Annotated in this window: 14 protein-coding genes; 11 read left to right on the top strand and 3 right to left on the bottom strand. The window is 67.1% G+C overall.

All coding sequences use genetic code 11. The features are described 5' to 3' along the window. Positions 1-196: 196 nt before the first annotated feature. From BCL79_RS16210 to BCL79_RS16220, 3 genes are all read left to right on the top strand, one after another. Positions 197-706, top strand: a complete 510-nt coding sequence (locus tag BCL79_RS16210; RefSeq protein WP_121042921.1) for a hypothetical protein — start codon at positions 197-199, stop codon at positions 704-706. Positions 707-725: 19 nt separating this feature from the next. Then, a complete protein-coding gene (locus tag BCL79_RS16215) occupies positions 726-1,577 on the top strand; it encodes a pseudouridine synthase (RefSeq protein ID WP_121042923.1) in 852 nt (283 codons plus the stop codon). A gap of 91 nt (positions 1,578-1,668) precedes the next feature. Continuing rightward, entirely contained in the window at positions 1,669-2,013 is a 345-nt protein-coding gene (locus BCL79_RS16220; RefSeq protein ID WP_121042925.1) for a hypothetical protein, read from the top strand. Between the two features lie 60 nt (positions 2,014-2,073). Here the strand turns inward: BCL79_RS16220 and kbl are convergent, their stop codons facing one another. Next, positions 2,074-3,285: a glycine C-acetyltransferase gene (kbl, locus tag BCL79_RS16225; protein WP_121042927.1), complete on the bottom strand. Its 1,212-nt coding sequence runs from the start codon at positions 3,283-3,285 to the stop codon at positions 2,074-2,076. A 196-nt stretch (positions 3,286-3,481) separates the two neighbouring features. Between kbl and BCL79_RS16230 the strand changes: the two genes are divergently transcribed. Beyond that, positions 3,482-4,183 carry a TorF family putative porin gene (locus BCL79_RS16230; RefSeq protein WP_121042929.1) on the top strand — a complete coding sequence of 234 codons (702 nt, stop codon included), beginning with the start codon at positions 3,482-3,484 and terminating at the stop codon, positions 4,181-4,183. A gap of 198 nt (positions 4,184-4,381) precedes the next feature. On the opposite strand, the gene tdh is transcribed toward BCL79_RS16230, so the two are convergent. Next, positions 4,382-5,404 carry an L-threonine 3-dehydrogenase gene (gene tdh / locus BCL79_RS16235; RefSeq protein ID WP_121042931.1) on the bottom strand — a complete coding sequence of 341 codons (1,023 nt, stop codon included), beginning with the start codon at positions 5,402-5,404 and terminating at the stop codon, positions 4,382-4,384. 256 nt (positions 5,405-5,660) lie between these two features. Between tdh and BCL79_RS16240 the strand changes: the two genes are divergently transcribed. From BCL79_RS16240 to BCL79_RS16270, 7 genes are all read left to right on the top strand, one after another. Beyond that, positions 5,661-7,823, top strand: coding sequence for a S46 family peptidase (locus BCL79_RS16240; protein ID WP_121042933.1), 2,163 nt, complete (start codon positions 5,661-5,663; stop codon positions 7,821-7,823). Between the two features lie 589 nt (positions 7,824-8,412). Then, positions 8,413-9,057 (top strand): histidine phosphatase family protein, encoded by a 645-nt coding sequence (locus tag BCL79_RS16245; RefSeq protein ID WP_121042935.1) that lies wholly within the window; start codon positions 8,413-8,415, stop codon positions 9,055-9,057. Positions 9,058-9,108: 51 nt separating this feature from the next. After that, a complete protein-coding gene (gene folC, locus BCL79_RS16250; RefSeq protein ID WP_121042937.1) occupies positions 9,109-10,386 on the top strand; it encodes a bifunctional tetrahydrofolate synthase/dihydrofolate synthase in 1,278 nt (425 codons plus the stop codon). A 98-nt stretch (positions 10,387-10,484) separates the two neighbouring features. Further along, positions 10,485-11,513: an SPOR domain-containing protein gene (locus BCL79_RS16255; protein WP_121042940.1), complete on the top strand. Its 1,029-nt coding sequence runs from the start codon at positions 10,485-10,487 to the stop codon at positions 11,511-11,513. A gap of 58 nt (positions 11,514-11,571) precedes the next feature. Continuing rightward, positions 11,572-12,303 carry a CvpA family protein gene (locus BCL79_RS16260; protein ID WP_121042942.1) on the top strand — a complete coding sequence of 244 codons (732 nt, stop codon included), beginning with the start codon at positions 11,572-11,574 and terminating at the stop codon, positions 12,301-12,303. Positions 12,304-12,333: 30 nt separating this feature from the next. Next, the gene (purF, locus tag BCL79_RS16265) at positions 12,334-13,800 is read left to right on the top strand and encodes an amidophosphoribosyltransferase (RefSeq protein ID WP_121042944.1); all 1,467 of its coding nucleotides are present in this window, start codon (positions 12,334-12,336) and stop codon (positions 13,798-13,800) included. A gap of 9 nt (positions 13,801-13,809) precedes the next feature. After that, a complete protein-coding gene (locus BCL79_RS16270) occupies positions 13,810-14,670 on the top strand; it encodes a ferritin-like domain-containing protein (protein ID WP_121042946.1) in 861 nt (286 codons plus the stop codon). On the opposite strand, the gene BCL79_RS16275 is transcribed toward BCL79_RS16270, so the two are convergent. Continuing rightward, the gene (locus BCL79_RS16275) at positions 14,643-16,121 is read right to left on the bottom strand and encodes a phospholipase effector Tle1 domain-containing protein (RefSeq protein ID WP_121043534.1); all 1,479 of its coding nucleotides are present in this window, start codon (positions 16,119-16,121) and stop codon (positions 14,643-14,645) included. The two genes, BCL79_RS16270 and BCL79_RS16275, sit on opposite strands and share 28 nt — an antisense overlap. Between the last annotated feature and the right edge of the window lie 288 nt (positions 16,122-16,409).

Consider the following 16,409-nt stretch of genomic DNA (forward strand, 5'->3'; position numbering starts at 1 on the left):
GAGAGTCAAAAAGTTCGCCGTTCGCTTCAAGAAGTGCCCTCGCCGATGGAGAAGCGCCTTGTCACGCATCCAGTCGGGTCGAATCCTGGAAATCGACAATAAATCCAATAAGTTGCCGTATTCATTGAAAGTGGCGCTTGAAAGACGTTGTGGCGCTGTTAAACTCGCCGCGTCGACCCCTTCCTGGATGCATCCCATGCAGCGTTTTGCACTGGCCGCCGCGCTTGGCCTGGCCCTGGTTCCCACCGCCCACGCTGCCGTGGACTGTTCGGCACCTGCCAGCGCATCGCCGCTGCCGCTGCCGGCCACCGCGATCGCACCGGTTGCCGAAGAGCTGTACATCCGCAACGTCCAGTTGGGCATGCCCGCCGGCGTGCTGACCTCCAGCTACGACCGCGAGCAGTCGCTGGACAGCGTGCTGCAGCGCCTGCGCATCGACGGCTGCCAGAACATCGCCAAGGCGATTCCCAGCGCACCGGTGATCAACCCGAACGATCCGGCGGCCTACAAGCCGCAGACCGAGTTCGACAACACGCCGTGGCGCTTTGACATGAGCCAGAACGGCAAGCGCATGACCGCCGAAGAATTCGACGCCTGGATGAAAGCGCGCGGTGTGCGCGTGGTCAAGGCGCGCCCGGTACCGGCTGCCGTGCCGGCCGCCACCAGCGAAGCACCGGCTGAGACCAAGCCGGCGGACAAGAAGTAAGCCGCCTGAGCGGAGCACGATGACGACACGCCGGCCACCCGCCGCGAACGCGTCCCGACCACGCCGCCCCGAGCGGCGTGCGAGCCCTGCAACAGCTGCCCGCAACGCCGCCTCCAGCACCCCTGCGGGCGCACCGCGCCATGGCCTGGCGCGCGTGCTCTCCAAGGCCGGGCTGTGCTCGCGGACCGAAGCCGCACGCTGGATCGCCGATGGCCGGGTGACGGTCGACGGCCGTGTCATCAACAACCCCGAATTTCCGATCATCGACGGGCGCCATCACGTGCGCGTCGATGGTCAGCCGCTGGATGCGCCCAAGCGCGTGCACCTGATGCTCAACAAGCCGCGCGGCCTGGTCACCACCGCGCAGGACGAGCGCGGCCGCGACACCGTTTATCGCTGCTTCGATGCTGCCAGCCTGCCGTGGATCGCGCCGGTCGGGCGCCTGGACAAGGCCAGCGAAGGCCTGCTGCTCTTCAGCAATGATCCGCAGTGGGCCGCGCGCCTGACCGATCCGGCCACCGGCCCGGACAAGACCTATCACGTCCAGATCGATGCCCTCCCCGATGCCGCGCAGCTGCAGGCGTTGTGTACGGGCATCGAGGATGAGGGCGAACTGCTGCGCGCGCGACGCGCCACGCTGCTGCGCAGTGGCGACAAGACCGCCTGGCTGGAAGTGGTGCTGGAGGAAGGCCGCAACCGGCACATCCGCCGCCTGCTCGCCGCGTTCGACATCAACGTGCTGCGCCTGGTGCGCGTGGCGATCGGCCAGCTGCCGCTGGGCGAGCTGGGCAAGGGCGCCTGGCGCGAGCTCAGCCCACACGATCTGGAGCTGCTTTACGCCGTGGCCGACAGCGCCGCGGCCACACCGTGACCTCGTGGCCTGCCGGCATGTGGCAGGCCATTCGACCCGGGCAATGGATGGCCTTCGAAGGGATGTTCCGTTCAATACCGGGAGTAAGACCATGCACGTCAGTACCCTCAACCGTTCCCTGTTCCGCGGCGCCTGCCTGTTGTTGCCGGCCGCGCTGCTGACCGCCTGTGGCGGCCACAAGCAGATCGCCAAACAGGATCCGCCGGTGACCGACAAGGTGGTGGAGATCAAGATCCCCGAGCTGGATGGCCGCGGCAGCTACCGCTTCCTGATGAGCGATGGCGACAAGCGCATGAGCGCCGACGAGTTCGATGCGTGGATGAAGGCCAACGGCATCCGCGTCGCCAAGGGCAACGGCCAGGATGGGCCGGTCGCCGCACCGGTGGTGGTGGCCAGCAAGGAACAGGCCCAGGACAAGAAGAAAAAGAAAAAATAAAAAAACGCCGGGCACTGCCCGGCGTTCTGTGGGGACGGCGCGCAGGGCGCCGTCGTCCGGTCACCCCTTGATCACGCCCAGTTCCAGGCCGATCCGGGTGAAGGCATCAATGGCACGGTCCAGGTGCGCACGCGTGTGCGCGGCGCTGATCTGGGTGCGGATGCGGGCCTGCCCCTTGGGCACCACCGGGAAGAAGAAGCCGATCGCGTAGATCCCTTCTTCGAGCAGGCGCTCGGCGAACTTCTGCGCCAGCGGCGCGTCGTACAGCATCACCGGGCTGATCGGGTGCACGCCCGGCTTCACATCGAAACCGGCAGTGGTCATCTTCTCGCGGAAGTAGGCAGTGTTCTGCGCCAGGGTATCGCGCAGGTCATCGGCGGCGGCCAGCATCTGGAAGGCCTTGATGCCGGCGGCGACCACGTGCGGCGGCAGCGAGTTGGAGAACAGGTACGGGCGCGAGCGCTGGCGCAGCAGTTCGATCACTTCGGCGCTGGCGCAGGTGAAGCCGCCCAGCGCACCGCCCATGGCCTTGCCCAGGGTGCCGGTGATGATGTCGATCTTTTCCAGCACGCCCTTGACCTCGGCCGAGCCGCGGCCGGTCGCGCCGAGGAAGCCGGTGGCATGGCATTCGTCGATGTGCACCAGCGCGTTGTACTTCTTGGCCAGCGCGGTGATCTCATCCAGCGGGGCGATGAAGCCGTCCATCGAGAACACGCCGTCGGTGGTGATCAGCTTGGTCTTGCAACCGGCCGCATCGGCGGCCTGCAGCTGGGCTTCCAGATCGGCCATGTCGCAGTTGGCGTAGCGGAACCGCTTGGCCTTGCACAGGCGCACGCCATCGATGATCGAGGCATGGTTGAGCGCGTCGGAAATGATCGCGTCGTGCTCGCCCAGCAGCGGCTCGAACAGGCCACCGTTGGCATCGAAGCAGGCCGCGTACAGGATGGTGTCCTGCTTGCCGAAGAAATCGGCGATCTGCGTTTCCAGCTGCTTGTGCAGGTCCTGGGTGCCGCAGATGAAGCGCACCGAGGCCATGCCGAAGCCATGGGTATCCAGCGCGTCCTTGGCGGCCTGGATCAGGTCCGGATGGTCGGCCAGGCCCAGGTAGTTGTTGGCGCAGAAGTTCAGCACCGTACGGCCGTCGTCCAAGGTGATCTCGGCCGACTGCGGGCTGGTGATGATGCGTTCGGACTTGAACAGGCCCTGGGCGCGGATCGCCTCCAGTTCTTCAACGTAGTGCTGGGTCAGCGAGGCGGTGGTGGCGTCGGTCATGGCAGGCAGTCTTCGGCACGGGAAACCCGGGATTTTACCTGTCGGGGGCGACGGCGGGGTTGCCGCCGGCGGTGGAAGGGCGGGGCAGGCCGGGGGACGGTTGCAGACGTGATTGTTGCATCGCAATATCATTCAGGTTAAAAAACTGTAAACCGCGCCGTTCCGCCCACCCCACCCACGTCTGGAGAGACCCCGCATGAACCACGCCACGCGCTGTACCGCCGCCGTTGTGCTCTGCGCCGCCCTGCTTGCCCCGTTTGCCGCCAGCGCCCAGGACGAGGCCGAATCGCCGTTCAGCTGGAACGTCACCGCGGTGTCGGACTACGTGTTCCGTGGTGTGTCCCAGACCGATGAGGATCCGACACTGCAGGCCGGCTTCACCTATGCCTCGCCGGTAGGCCTGTATGCGGGCGTGTGGGGCTCGGGCGTGGACTTCGGGCCGGGCGACCCAAGCACCGAGATCGACTACCTGATCGGCTACGGGGTGGATGTCACCGACGGCGTCAATTTCGACGTGCTGCTCAACCGCTACACCTATCCGGGCGCCAGCGAGCTGAACTACAACGAGCTGATCACCACCACCACCTTCGCCGAGCAGTACAAGCTGACGGTGGCCTACACCGATGATCTGTCCGGGTCCGATACCAAGAGCTGGTACTACGCGGTGGGCGGCGAGTGGGGTCTGCCCAATGATTTCACCCTGAGCGCGAACGTGGGCCGCACCTCGCTCGAGACCGATTTTGGCAAGGACTACACCGACTTCAACGTCGGCGTGAGCCGCCAGTTCGGCCTGTTCAACCTGGGCCTGGGGTACCACGGCACCGATGGCGCCGGTCGCGACAACAACGGCAAGCTGGCTGACAACCGCGTGGTGTTCACGGTCGCCGTTGGCAAGTAGCCGGCCACTGGCCGGCGCCCGACACCGCCGGCCACCTCGCGAACCAGAAAAGGCGCCCGGATGGGCGCCTTTTCAATGTTGGCCTCACACCGGACCCTTGCTGGAGAACAGCCCCCTTGTTGTTCAAGGGGGCGCGCCAACGGCGCGGGAATCAAGGTGGAATGGACAATGGATCATCTGTGCCGAAGGCACAGGTGATCAATTCCAGCTCAAGACCACCTTGCCAGCCTTGCCCTGTTCCATCAGGTCGAAGCCCTTCTGGAAATCATCGATCGGCAGCTGGTGGGTCATCACCTTCCCCAGCGGGAAGCCGGACAGCACCAGCTGGGTCATCTTGTACCAGGTCTCGTACATCTTGCGGCCGTAGATGCCCTGCACGGTCAGGCCCTTGAAGATGATCTTGTCCCAGTCGCAGCCGGCACCCTTGGGCATGATGCCGAGCATGGCGATCTTGCCGCCGTGGTACATGCAGTCGAGCATGTCGTTGAACGCGCGCGGGTTGCCGCTCATTTCCAGGCCCACGTCGAAGCCCTCCATGTGCAGCTCCTTCATCACGTCCTTGAGCGAGGTGTTGGAGACGTTCACCACGCGGGTGGCGCCCATGTCGGCGGCCAGCTTCAGGCGGAAATCATTGACGTCGGTGACCACCACGTTGCGCGCACCGATGTGCTTGCAGATGCCGGCGGCGATGATGCCGATCGGGCCGGCACCGGTGATCAGCACGTCCTCGCCGATCACGTTGAACTCCAGCGCGCAGTGCGCGGCGTTGCCGTACGGATCGAAGAACGCAGCCAGCTCGGACGGGATCTGATCCGGGATCGGCCACAGGTTGCTGGCCGGCATCACCATGTATTCGGCGAAGGCGCCGTTGACGTTGACGCCGATGCCCACGGTGTTCGGGCACAGGTGCTGGCGGCCGCCGCGGCAATTGCGGCAATGGCCGCAGACGATATGGCCTTCGGCCGAGACGCGCTGGCCGATCTCATAGCCGGTCACGCCCGGGCCGATCTCGGCGATGCGGCCGACGAACTCGTGGCCGATGGTCAGACCCGGCTTGATCGTACGCTGGCTCCACTCGTCCCACAGGTAGATGTGCAGGTCGGTACCGCAGATGGCGGTTTTTTCCAGCTTGATCAGGACCTGGTTCGGGCCGGGGGTGGGGACCGGAACGTCTTCCAGCCAGATGCCCTTGGCGGCTTCGCGTTTGACCAGGGCCTTCATTGTTTGCTGCGCCATCGGGGTGGAACTCGTCTGGGGGAAAACGCGGATTATAGAGGGCTGCGCGGAATTCCCATGTTGCGCTGCGGGTGCGTTGGCGGAGCGAAAGGCGGGGGTGCATGGGCGTTTCGAACGGCGCCGCTGCGCTCGCCGGGCCATGCCCGGCGGACGGCGGCCTGGCCTGGCCCATGACTTCCGGGGATCGGGCCGTGGCAGGGGCTGGGCTACACTCGGCGGTTCTTTCACCAGGGGCTGCTCAATGCGCTCGAACCTGCTTGCCTTCTCCGTCGTCGCCAGCCTTGGGCTGGTCCAGGTCGCCCATGCCGCTGAAGGCATGTGGGTGCCGCAGCAGCTGCCGGAAATCGCCGGCCCGCTCAAGCAGGCCGGCCTGAAGCTGTCCCCGGAGCAGATCTCCAACCTGACCGGCGACCCGATGGGCGCGGTGGTGGCGCTGGGCGGCTGCACCGCCAGCTTCGTCTCCCCGCAGGGCCTGGTGGTCACCAACCATCACTGTGCCTACGGTGCGATCCAGCTGAATTCGACGGCTGAAAAGAACCTGATCAAGGACGGCTTCAACGCGCCGACCCTGAAGGACGAATTGAGCGCCGGCCCGAACGCCCGCGTGTTCGTGCTGGACCAGATCACCGACGTCACCGACCAGGCCAAGGCCGCGATCGCCGCCGCCGGCAAGAACCCGCTGGCCCGTACCCGCGCGCTGGACGCCTTCGACAAGGCCCAGACCGCCGCCTGTGAAGCCGATGCCGGCTTCCGCTGCCGCCTGTACAGCTTCTCCGGCGGCAACACCTACCGCCTGTTCCGCAACATGGAAATCAAGGATGTGCGCCTGGTCTACGCGCCTCCGGGCAGCGTCGGCAAGTTCGGCGGCGACATCGACAACTGGATGTGGCCGCGCCACACCGGTGATTTCTCGTTCTACCGCGCCTACGTGGGCAAGGACGGCAAGCCGGCCGCCTTCTCGGCCGACAACGTGCCTTACCAGCCCAAGCACTTCCTGAAGTTCGCCGACCAGCCGCTGGGCGCCGACGACTTCGTGATGGTGGCCGGTTACCCGGGCCGCACCAACCGCTACGCGCTGGCCGGCGAGTTCAATGAAACCGCCAGCTGGACCTACCCGACCATCGCGCGCCACTACAACGCGGTGCTGAAGATGATCGACGAGGCCGGCAAGGCCGACCCGGACGTCAAGGTGAAGTACGCGGCGACCGCGGCCAGCATGAACAACGTGGCCAAGAACTACGCCGGCCAGCTGGAAGGCTTCAAGCGCATCGACGCGGCCGGCCAGAAGCAGGCCGAAGAAGCCGCCGTGCTGGCCTGGCTGAAGAAGCGTGGCGCCGCCGGCAAACCGGCCCTGGCCGCGCATGCGCAGCTGATCCAGCACCTGGACACCAGCAAGGCCACGCGTGAGCGCGACCTGTTCGTCAGCCAGTTCAACAGCACCTCGGCCGTGGGCTCGGCGATCACCCTGTACCGCCTCTCGATCGAGCGCAGCAAGGCCGATGCCGAGCGTGAGGTCGGCTATCAGGAGCGCGATCTGCCCTCCATCGAAGGCGGCCTGAAGCAGATGGACCGCCGTTACGTGCCGCGCATGGACCAGCAGCTGCAGACCTACTGGCTGAGCCAGTACGTGGCCCTGCCGGCGGCCCAGCGCACCAACGAGGTGCTCAACCAGTGGCTGGCAGGCAGCGATGCGGCGGCCGTGCAGGGTCTGGTCGGCAAGCTCTCGGCCACCAAGCTGGGCAGCCTGGATGAGCGCCTGACGTGGTTCAAGGCCGACCGCGCCGCCTTCGAGGCCAGCACCGATCCGGCGATCCAGTACGCGGTGGCGGTGATGCCGGCGCTGCTGAAGCAGGAAGAGCAGAAGAAGACCCGCGAAGGCGAGTCGCTGGTGTCGCGCCCGCTGTATCTGCAGGCCGTGGCCGACTACAAGAAGAGCAAGGGCGAGTTCGTCTATCCGGACGCCAACCTGTCGCTGCGCATCACCTTTGGCAACGTCATGGGCTACGGCAAGGACGGCGTGAACTACACCCCGTTCACCACCCTGGAAGGCGTGGCCGCGAAGGAAACCGGCGAAGACCCGTTCGATTCGCCCAAGGCGCTGCTGGAGGCGGTCAAGGCCAAGCGTTACGGCGGCCTGGAAGACAAGCGCATCGGCTCGGTGCCGGTGAACTTCCTGTCCAACCTGGACATCACCGGCGGCAATTCCGGTTCGCCGGTGCTGGATGCCAACGGCAAGCTGGTCGGCCTGGCGTTCGATGGCAACTGGGAGTCGGTGAGCTCGAACTGGGTGTTCGATCCGGTGATGACCCGCATGATCGCGGTCGACAGCCGTTACATGCAGTGGATCATGCAGGAAGTGGCGCCGGCGCCGCAGCTGCTCAAAGAACTGAACCTCAGCAAGTAAGCCGACCCGTCGGTTTCCAGAACCCCGCAGCGACATCTGCGGGGTTTTTTCATGTGCGAATGACAGTCAAACGCGTGGCGTCTTGCTTTCCCCTGCGGGAGCGCGTCGGGCAGGGCTGGGCGAGACCGTTCGACCGCATGGATGCGGTCGTACGAGCCCCCAGGGATGGGTTCACGGCGTGTCTCGCCCAGCCCTGCCCGGCGCGCTCTGGACAGATGCCGATGTGCGGACGGAAAGGCGAGGCGGCACTGCATTTGCCCTCTTCTCCGCGTCAGCATTGAAAATCTTGGTGGCTGAGGCCGGGTAGCCTCTGGCAGGACCGTTCGACGGCATGGATGCCGTCGTACGAGCCCCCAGGGATGGGTTCACGGCGCGTCCTGCCAGAGGCTACCCGGCCTCAGCCTGCGCGGGCCAGTCAGGCGCCACGCTCTACGAGCCATCCGCCAGCAAGCCGCCGAGCAAGCAGATCACGTACACCAAACAGCCACACAGCTTCACCGCCGCGACCGGGTATCATCCCTGTTCCGCGTGCTTTCACAGGATGTGAACGAAGCGCCGGAACCTCCTCCCCCAAGGACCCCTTGTCCGCATGCGCATCCTGCTTGCCCGTCACGGCGAAACGCCGTGGAATGCCGAAGGCCGCTACCAAGGCCAGATCGATATCCCGTTGTCGCCGATCGGCGAAGCCCAGGCCAAGGCACTGGGGGAACGTCTGAAGTCCGTCGACATCACCCGCGCCGTTGCCTCACCGCTCGCGCGCGCCCAGCTCACCGCCCAGCTCGCCCTCGGTGCCGAACGCGCCCCGATGCTGCAGACCGAGCCGGACCTGCAGGAAATCGCCCACGGCGAATGGGAAGGCCTGCTGGCCAGCGAAATCCACGACAAGGATCCCTCCCGCCTGCGCGCCTGGCGCGAAGAACCGGACACCGTGCTGATGCCCGGCGGCGAATCGCTGCGCCTGGTGCTCGAGCGCAGCTGGCGTGGCCTGGCCCGTGCCGCGGAAGGCCTGGGCGAGCACGACACCCTGCTGGTCGTCGCCCATGACGCCGTCAACCGCGTGATCCTGTGCCGCATCCTCGGCCTGCCGATCTCGCGCCTGTGGACCTTCCGCCAGGCACCGACCACCCTCAACCTGCTCGAAGGCCCCGACCTCGATCAGCTGGACGTGGTCCGCCTCAACGACTGTGCGCACCACACCCCGTTCTTCGGCGAAGCCAAGCACCGCGCGCTGTAACGCACTGCGTCCCATCCTGCCGTCCGCCCCAACGATTCCGATCCAACGACCATGACCACCATCGCCCGCCCGCAGACCCTCTCCGATTGGCTCAGCTACATCGAGCAGCAGCACCCCGCCACCATCGACATGGGGCTGGACCGGGTGCGTACCGTGGCGCAGGCGATGGGGCTGGGGGCGCCGGCCGAGCGCAGCATCGTGGTCGGTGGCACCAATGGCAAAGGCTCCACCGTCGCCTTCATCGAGGCCATCGCACGTGCCGCCGGCTGGAAGGTCGGTGCATACACCTCGCCGCACCTGCTGCGCTACAACGAGCGCGTGCGCATCGATGGCCGGGACGCCACCGATGACGCCCTGATGGCGGCCTTCAACGCGATCGAGGACGCGCGTGGAGACACCACGCTGACCTACTTCGAATACGGCACGTTGGCCGCCCTGCAGCTGTTCGCGCAGGCGGGCCTGGATCTGGCCGTGCTTGAGGTCGGCCTTGGTGGCCGTCTGGATGCGGTCAACATCGTCGATGGCGACGTGGCGGTGATCACCACCGTCGATATCGACCACAGCGACTGGCTGGGCGAGGACCGCGAAGCGATCGGGACCGAGAAGGCCGGCATCATCCGTGGGTGGAAGCCGGTCATCCTCGGTGAAATCGATCCGCCCTCGAGTGTGCTCGCGCGTGCCTATCTGGTGGGTGCCAATGCCATCCGTGGCGGCAGCGATTTCTTCGCCGATGCCATCGATGGCGAGCGCTGGCGCTGGCGCGATGTCGGCTTCCGTATCGAACTGCCGCACCCGACGCTGCGCGGGCCCATCCAGCGGGCCAATGCCGCGACGGCGATCGCCGCGCTGCGTGCGTTGGATCGCCCGCTGCCGCGCACCGCTTTCATCGAAGGCGTTGCCGCCGCGCGTATCCGTGGCCGTCTGCAGGCCTTTGATCGTGACGGCGTGGAGGTGCTGGTCGATGTCGGCCACAACCCGCAGGCCGCACGCGAACTGGCCACCGCACTGAAGGCCAGTCGCGTCACCGGCACCACCATCGCGGTGTTTGCCGCCCTGCAGGACAAGGATGCCGCCGGGGTGGTCGAGGCCTTGGCCGATCAGGTCCAGCAGTGGCATCTGGCCGGGCTGGAGGGGGCACGTGCGCAGAGCGCCGAGGAACTGCGGGACCGCCTGGCCGGCACGGCTGCGGCCGGTGCTACGCCGCACGCCACCGTCGTGGACGCCCTGCAGCATGCCGTGACGCAGGCCAAGGCCGGCGATCGCGTGCTGGTGTTCGGTTCCTTCCACACCGCCGCGCAGGCGCTGCAGACCCTCGATCCCGGCGCCTGAGGCTGCTTTGCAGCGCCGTTCAGCCGCATCAGCCGCCGCACACGCGCGCACCCGTATAATCGCCGTGGCATTCCGCCGCGCCGCCTGCCTGCCTTCACGTGGATACTCCTCTGAAACAGCGACTGATTGGTGCCATCGTCCTGGTGGCGTTGGCCGTGATTTTCCTGCCCATGCTGGTCAAGGGTCCCGCACCTGACAGTGGTGTCGCCAACGTGCCGATCAGTGCACCGGCCGCGCCGTCGGATGGCCAGTTCGAAACCCGCGAGCTGCCGCTGGTCGCACCGACCGGTGGCGCCACCGGCCTGCAGAGCGGGGCATCCACCACCCAGCCGCTGGCCGACAGCGCCGCGGTCGCCGCCGATCCGGCGCCGGCGGACACCTCGCCGGCCGTGGCCGCCGGCAACTACGCGGTGAGCTTTGGCGCCTACGCCACCGAAGCCGATGCCGACCGCGTCATCGCCTCGCTGAAGAGCGCCCAGCTGGCCGGCTTCCGCGAGCCGGCCACGATCAATGGCCGCCAGGCCTGGCGCGTGCGCGTGGGCCCCTACGCCGATCGCGCGCTGGCTGAAGCCGGCCGCCTGCAGGCGGTGAAGGTGCGCAACGACGTCAAGGCCGAGGTCATCACCCTGGATGCCCGCGCCGATACCGCGGTTGCCGCCACGCCGGCCGCCACCACACCGGCCCCGGCGGCGGCTCCGTCTGCCTCCAGCGCTGCCGCCGCGCCGGCGGGCACTACCGTGAAAACCGAATCCCTGCCGGCCGAGCCGGTCGCGGCCGCCAAGCCGGAACCGAAGCCGGCCGCGCCCAAGCCCGAACCCAAACCGGCCCCGGCGCCCAAGCCCGAAACTGCTGTCGCGGCACCGGCGGCACCGGCTGCCCCGGCCGCCAGCAGCGTTGGTTTCGCCGTGCAGCTCGGTGCCTTCGGCCAGGCGGCCGAGGCCAATGCGCTGCGCGACAAAGTCCGCGCCGCCGGCTTCAGCGCCTTCGTTGAGCAGGTCCGGACCGACAAGGGCACCCTCAACCGGGTCCGCGTCGGGCCGGTCGCCAACCGCGCCGATGCCGAGAACCTCAAGGCCCAGGTGGCCGCCAAGGTCGGCGTGGCCGGCATGGTCCGCCCGCACCCCTGATGCCTGTTCTGCGCCGCCCCGCACCCGCTGGACGGCGCCAACCGCGCGGCCTGCCGGCATGATCGACATCGTCCTGCTGGTCCTGATCGGGGCCTCCGTCCTGCTTGGCCTGATGCGCGGCTTTGTCGGCATCGTGGTCAGCACGCTGTCCTGGCTGCTCGCCGGCTGGGCCGCGTTCCTGTTCGGCAATGACGCGGCCCACTGGTGGGCGGCGCCGCTGGAACCGGGCACCGGCCATTACGTTGCCGGCTACCTGGGGGTGTTCCTGATCGTCATGATCGCCGTTGGCCTGATCGGCATGCTGATCAAGGCGGCCGTGAAGGTCACCTGCCTGACCGGCGCCGACCGCCTGCTGGGCGGGGCACTGGGCCTGGTCCGCGGCGCCTTCCTGGGCTGCGTGCTGCTGATGCTGGCTGCCTTCACGCCGCTGCCGCAGGAGCCGGCCTGGCAGACCTCGCAGGTGCGGCCGCTGCTGCAGCCTGGCGTGCGCTGGATGCAGGCGCAGCTGCCCGAGATGGCGCTGCCGGAGGTGAATCTGCCGCAACTGCCGACAATGGATTTGGGCAAGCCGCTCGCGACAGGCGATAATGGCGTCCTTGGCGAAGTAGTGGCAGGGCGCGGATGGCCGCGTCCCGTTGACGAGGGGAGGGAGACGGCACCTGCCGACGCTGCGGCGCGCGGGCCGGCTTCCACACTGCCAGTCAATATCGAGCCGGCGCACCCGCGTCCGGACGACACCGCTCCGGCACGGAACGGTACCCCCGGCCAGGCACGGCCACCTTCACTGTAGATGGGCGCAGCCCAGCGGAGAATTCGCACCATGTGTGGCATCGTCGGAATCGTCGGCAACCAGAACGTCGCCGGGCAGTTGTATGACGGCCTGACCGTCCTCCAGCATCGTGGCCAGGACGCGGCCGGCATCGCCACCGCCGACGGCACCCGCCTGCGCGTGCAGAAGGCCAATGGCCTGGTACGCGATGTGTTCGATGCCAAGCGGATGTCCACGCTGGAAGGCCGCGTCGGCATCGCGCACGTGCGCTATCCCACCGCCGGTTCGGAAGGCATGGACGAGGCGCAGCCGTTCTACGTGAACTCGCCGTACGGCATCGCGCTGGCCCACAACGGCAACCTGATCAATACCGAAGCGCTGCGCCAGCAGGTGTTCGAGCAGGACCGCCGCAACGTCAACACCGATTCGGACAGCGAAGTGCTGCTGAACGTGTTCGCCTTCGAACTGGACGCGCAGCGCCAGCTGACCCCGGAAGCGGCGATCCGCGCCGTGGCCGCCGTGCACCGCCGCGTCAAGGGTGGCTATGCGGTGATCAGCGTGGTGCTGGGCCTGGGCCTGGTGGCCTTCCGTGATCCGCACGGCATCCGCCCGCTGGTGCTGGGCAAGCGTGCCCACGCCGAAGGCGACGAATACATCGTGGCCTCCGAATCGGCCGCACTGGACGTGCTCGGCTTCCAGCGCGTGCGTGATGTGCGCCCGGGCGAAGCCCTGGTGATCACCGCGCGCGGTGAGCTGTTCTCCGAAGTCTGCGCCGAGCCGGTCGAGCACAGCCCGTGCATCTTCGAATACGTGTACTTCGCACGCCCGGATTCGATGATCGACAACGTCTCGGTGCACAAGGCGCGCATGCGCATGGGCATCAAGCTGGGCGAGAAGATCCTGCGCCTGCGTCCGGATCACGACATCGACACCATCATCCCGATCCCGGATACCTCGCGCGATGCCGCGCTGGAGATTTCCAACACGCTCGGGGTGAAGTACCGCGAAGGCTTCATCAAGAACCGCTACATCGGCCGCACCTTCATCATGCCGGGCCAGGGTGAGCGGGTGAAATCGGTGCGCCGCAAGCTCAACCCGATCCACCTGGAGTTCCGCAACCGCGTGGTGCTGCTGGTCGATGATTCGATCGTGCGCGGCACCACCAGCCAGCAGATCGTGCAGATGGCGCGTGACGCCGGCGCCCGCAAGGTCTACCTGGCCAGTGCCGCGCCGCCGGTGCGCTACCCGAACATCTACGGCATCGACATGCCGGCCGCCGAAGAACTGGTCGCGCACAACCGCAGCATCGAAGAAATCGAGAAGCACCTGGGCTGCGACTGGCTGATCTACCAGGACATCGAGGACATGGAAGCGGCGGTGAGCGAAGGCAATCCGGAGCTGACGTCGTTCGATTCCTCGTGCTTCAACGGCGTCTACCCGACCGGCATCGAGCCGGGGTATTTCGAGCGCATCCAGCAGCTGCGTTCGGACGATGCCAAGCACAAGCGTCGCGCCTGAGGGCAGGGCATGAGTGACGTGTTGGACAGCGCGGCCGGCGATCTGCTGCAGGCCGCGCAGCAGTGCCTGGGCGAGCCGGATCCGCTGCGCAAGGTCGCGCTGACCCAGCACTACGCGGTGCAGTTCCGCGCCGGTCGCCTGAAGGCACCGGCCGATGCGCCGGCGCCGGAGCCGATCCGGATGCCCGGGCGCCCGGCCAGGCCGACCCTGGTCCACCCGCGCGATCTGCCGCGGCGTGGCCTGGGCAGCGTGGAGGGGCGCGCCGCGTTCGTGCACGCCATCGCGCATATCGAACTCAATGCGATCGATCTGGCGTGGGATGCGGTCTACCGCTTCCGCGGCCTGCCGAGCTCCTTCCATGCAGACTGGGTCAGCGTGGCTGATGACGAATCGCGCCACTTCATGCTGCTGCACGATCGGCTGCAGGCCAACGGCTATGCCTACGGCGATTTCGACGCGCATAACGGGCTATGGGAAATGTGCGAGAAAACCGCGCATGACGGGCTCGCGCGCATGGCACTGGTGCCGCGTGTTCTCGAAGCGCGCGGGCTGGATGTCACGCCGGGCATGATCGTGAAGCTGCGTGCCGGTGGCGACCATGCCACCGCCGATGTGCTGGAGATCATCCTGCGCGAAGAGGTCGCGCATGTGGCCGCGGGTTCGCGGTGGTACCGCTGGTACTGCACGCGCGAGAACGTCAAGCCGCGCCCGCGGTTCATGGCACTGCTGCGCGAGTACGCCGGCGGCTTCCTCTATGGCCCGTTCAACCTGGAAGCCAGGCTGCTTGCCGGATTCGACGAAGAAGAACTGGCCGAGCTGATCGAACAGACCGAACTGCGCGGTCAGGTGTTGGCCAGCACCACGCGCTGACCGTTTTCGGTCGGCCGGTTGACATAGAACAGGCCCGGCCCCGGCCGGTACGGCAGTTCCCGCGTGCCTTCATCGGCGGCATAGAGCAGCGCAGTGTCACCCAGTGCATCGAAGTTCCAGTGCGCGGACTGCATCAGGTAATGCTGGCCAAGCGTGCGCTCCTGCGCGGCATCGAGCGGATGGCCGGCCAGCAACCGGGCCGCGATGGGCTGCAGTTCAGCGGGCAACGCCAATGCCGGCAGCTGGTCAGGCGAGGTTGTCCAGGCCACGCCCGCCGCTGCGGCATGCTGGTGCAGCAACCGCAAGGCGATGAACTGGTAACGCGCGTCGATCTCGCGGCGCAGCACCACCGCCGCGTAGGCACGCAGGGTAAATTGCGGCAGGACGCTGCGGCTGCCGGCGACACGCTGCTGTTGCCAGTGGTGCCAGACGTCCACCCAGATCGCGTCATCTCCCAGCCCCAGTGCGCGCTGCCAGCGCCGACACGTCGCCTGTGCGGCGCGGTAGACAGTGCTCGCGCGCAGCAGCGCCAGCGGCGGTACATCGCCTGCCGCCAGTCCGGTGCCACGCAGCAGCTGTCCCTGTGGGCGGCTCAGCAGCTTGGGTCCTTCGATGCGCTGGTCGTAGCCGCCGCCGATGTTGGCGTGCACGCCTGGCAACGCGATCTCTTCATGTTCGGGCGCCACGCTGGTCAGCGCGAAATGTTCGCGGTGCTCATCGCGCGCGACCAGCTGCACCACCTTGTCCGCACAGCCGGCGGGCAGTGCCACCGCCGGCATCTCACCGGGGTGCTGGCGGCCGATCGCCACCACCGTATCGAGCAGCCCGACGAAGCGCACCGGCCGCACCGCGGCTGGAAATCCCGGCGCCAATGACCAGCCCGAGCGCACCAGTTGCTCGCGCAGCCACGCGGCGGCACCGGGTGTGTTGAGCACGTTCACCGCGTCGCGCGCGCTGGCCGCGCCACGCGAATAGCCAAACAGATCCACCCGCGCGCTGCCGAGTACGCGGTCAGGGTGTGCGCGGGCGAGCTGGCGCAGCGCGTCGGGTAGCAGCTGCTCCAGGGCCCGGCGTCGCTTTGCGCGGACACCGGTGCGGCCGATGCCGAACGCCAGCCCCAGCAGGTCGTCCTCTTCACCGGTGCGCGTGCCCACACCCTCGATATAGATCGACAGCGCGAGCGTGCTACCTGCGGGCGGCATCTGCCGATGGTCCGGATACAGCGCATGGAGCCGCGCAATGTTGGTCAGGCCGTTGCTGTAGCTGCTGGTCAAGCGGCTCTGGTACGGGGAGGCATCATCGGCGACCACGGCGGGTGGGCGCGGTGTTGGCGTCGTGGCGCCTGCCGGGCGTGAGGCGCGCTGCAGATTGTCAGCGTTGTTGCGGGTGCCATCGAAGAACAGACCGATGTGCAGCGTACTGTCGAGGCGGGTGCGATCGGGTGGGCTCATATCCAGCGCCTGGTTCGGGTCTGCATGCATATCCACCTGTGTCCGGCCATGATCGACCCGCGGGGTTGAGCAGCAATGGGGACGCACGGTAGGACGATAATTCAATACGCGGCGATGATCGAGATGTCGCTATCGGCATTTTGTTTTGATACCAAGGCCGATATAACGCAAGGTTTACGTGGCCGTGTCGAGCGGTGCCTATTCTGCAGGCCGTTTCCGCACAACGGGCCTTCCCATGACGCTTCACCCACCGGTCCTGAACCGGCGTCGTTTTCTCGGTCTGGCGGC

This window comes from Stenotrophomonas rhizophila (assembly GCF_003651185.1).
GTDB classification, from domain to species: Bacteria; Pseudomonadota; Gammaproteobacteria; order Xanthomonadales; family Xanthomonadaceae; genus Stenotrophomonas; species Stenotrophomonas maltophilia_Z.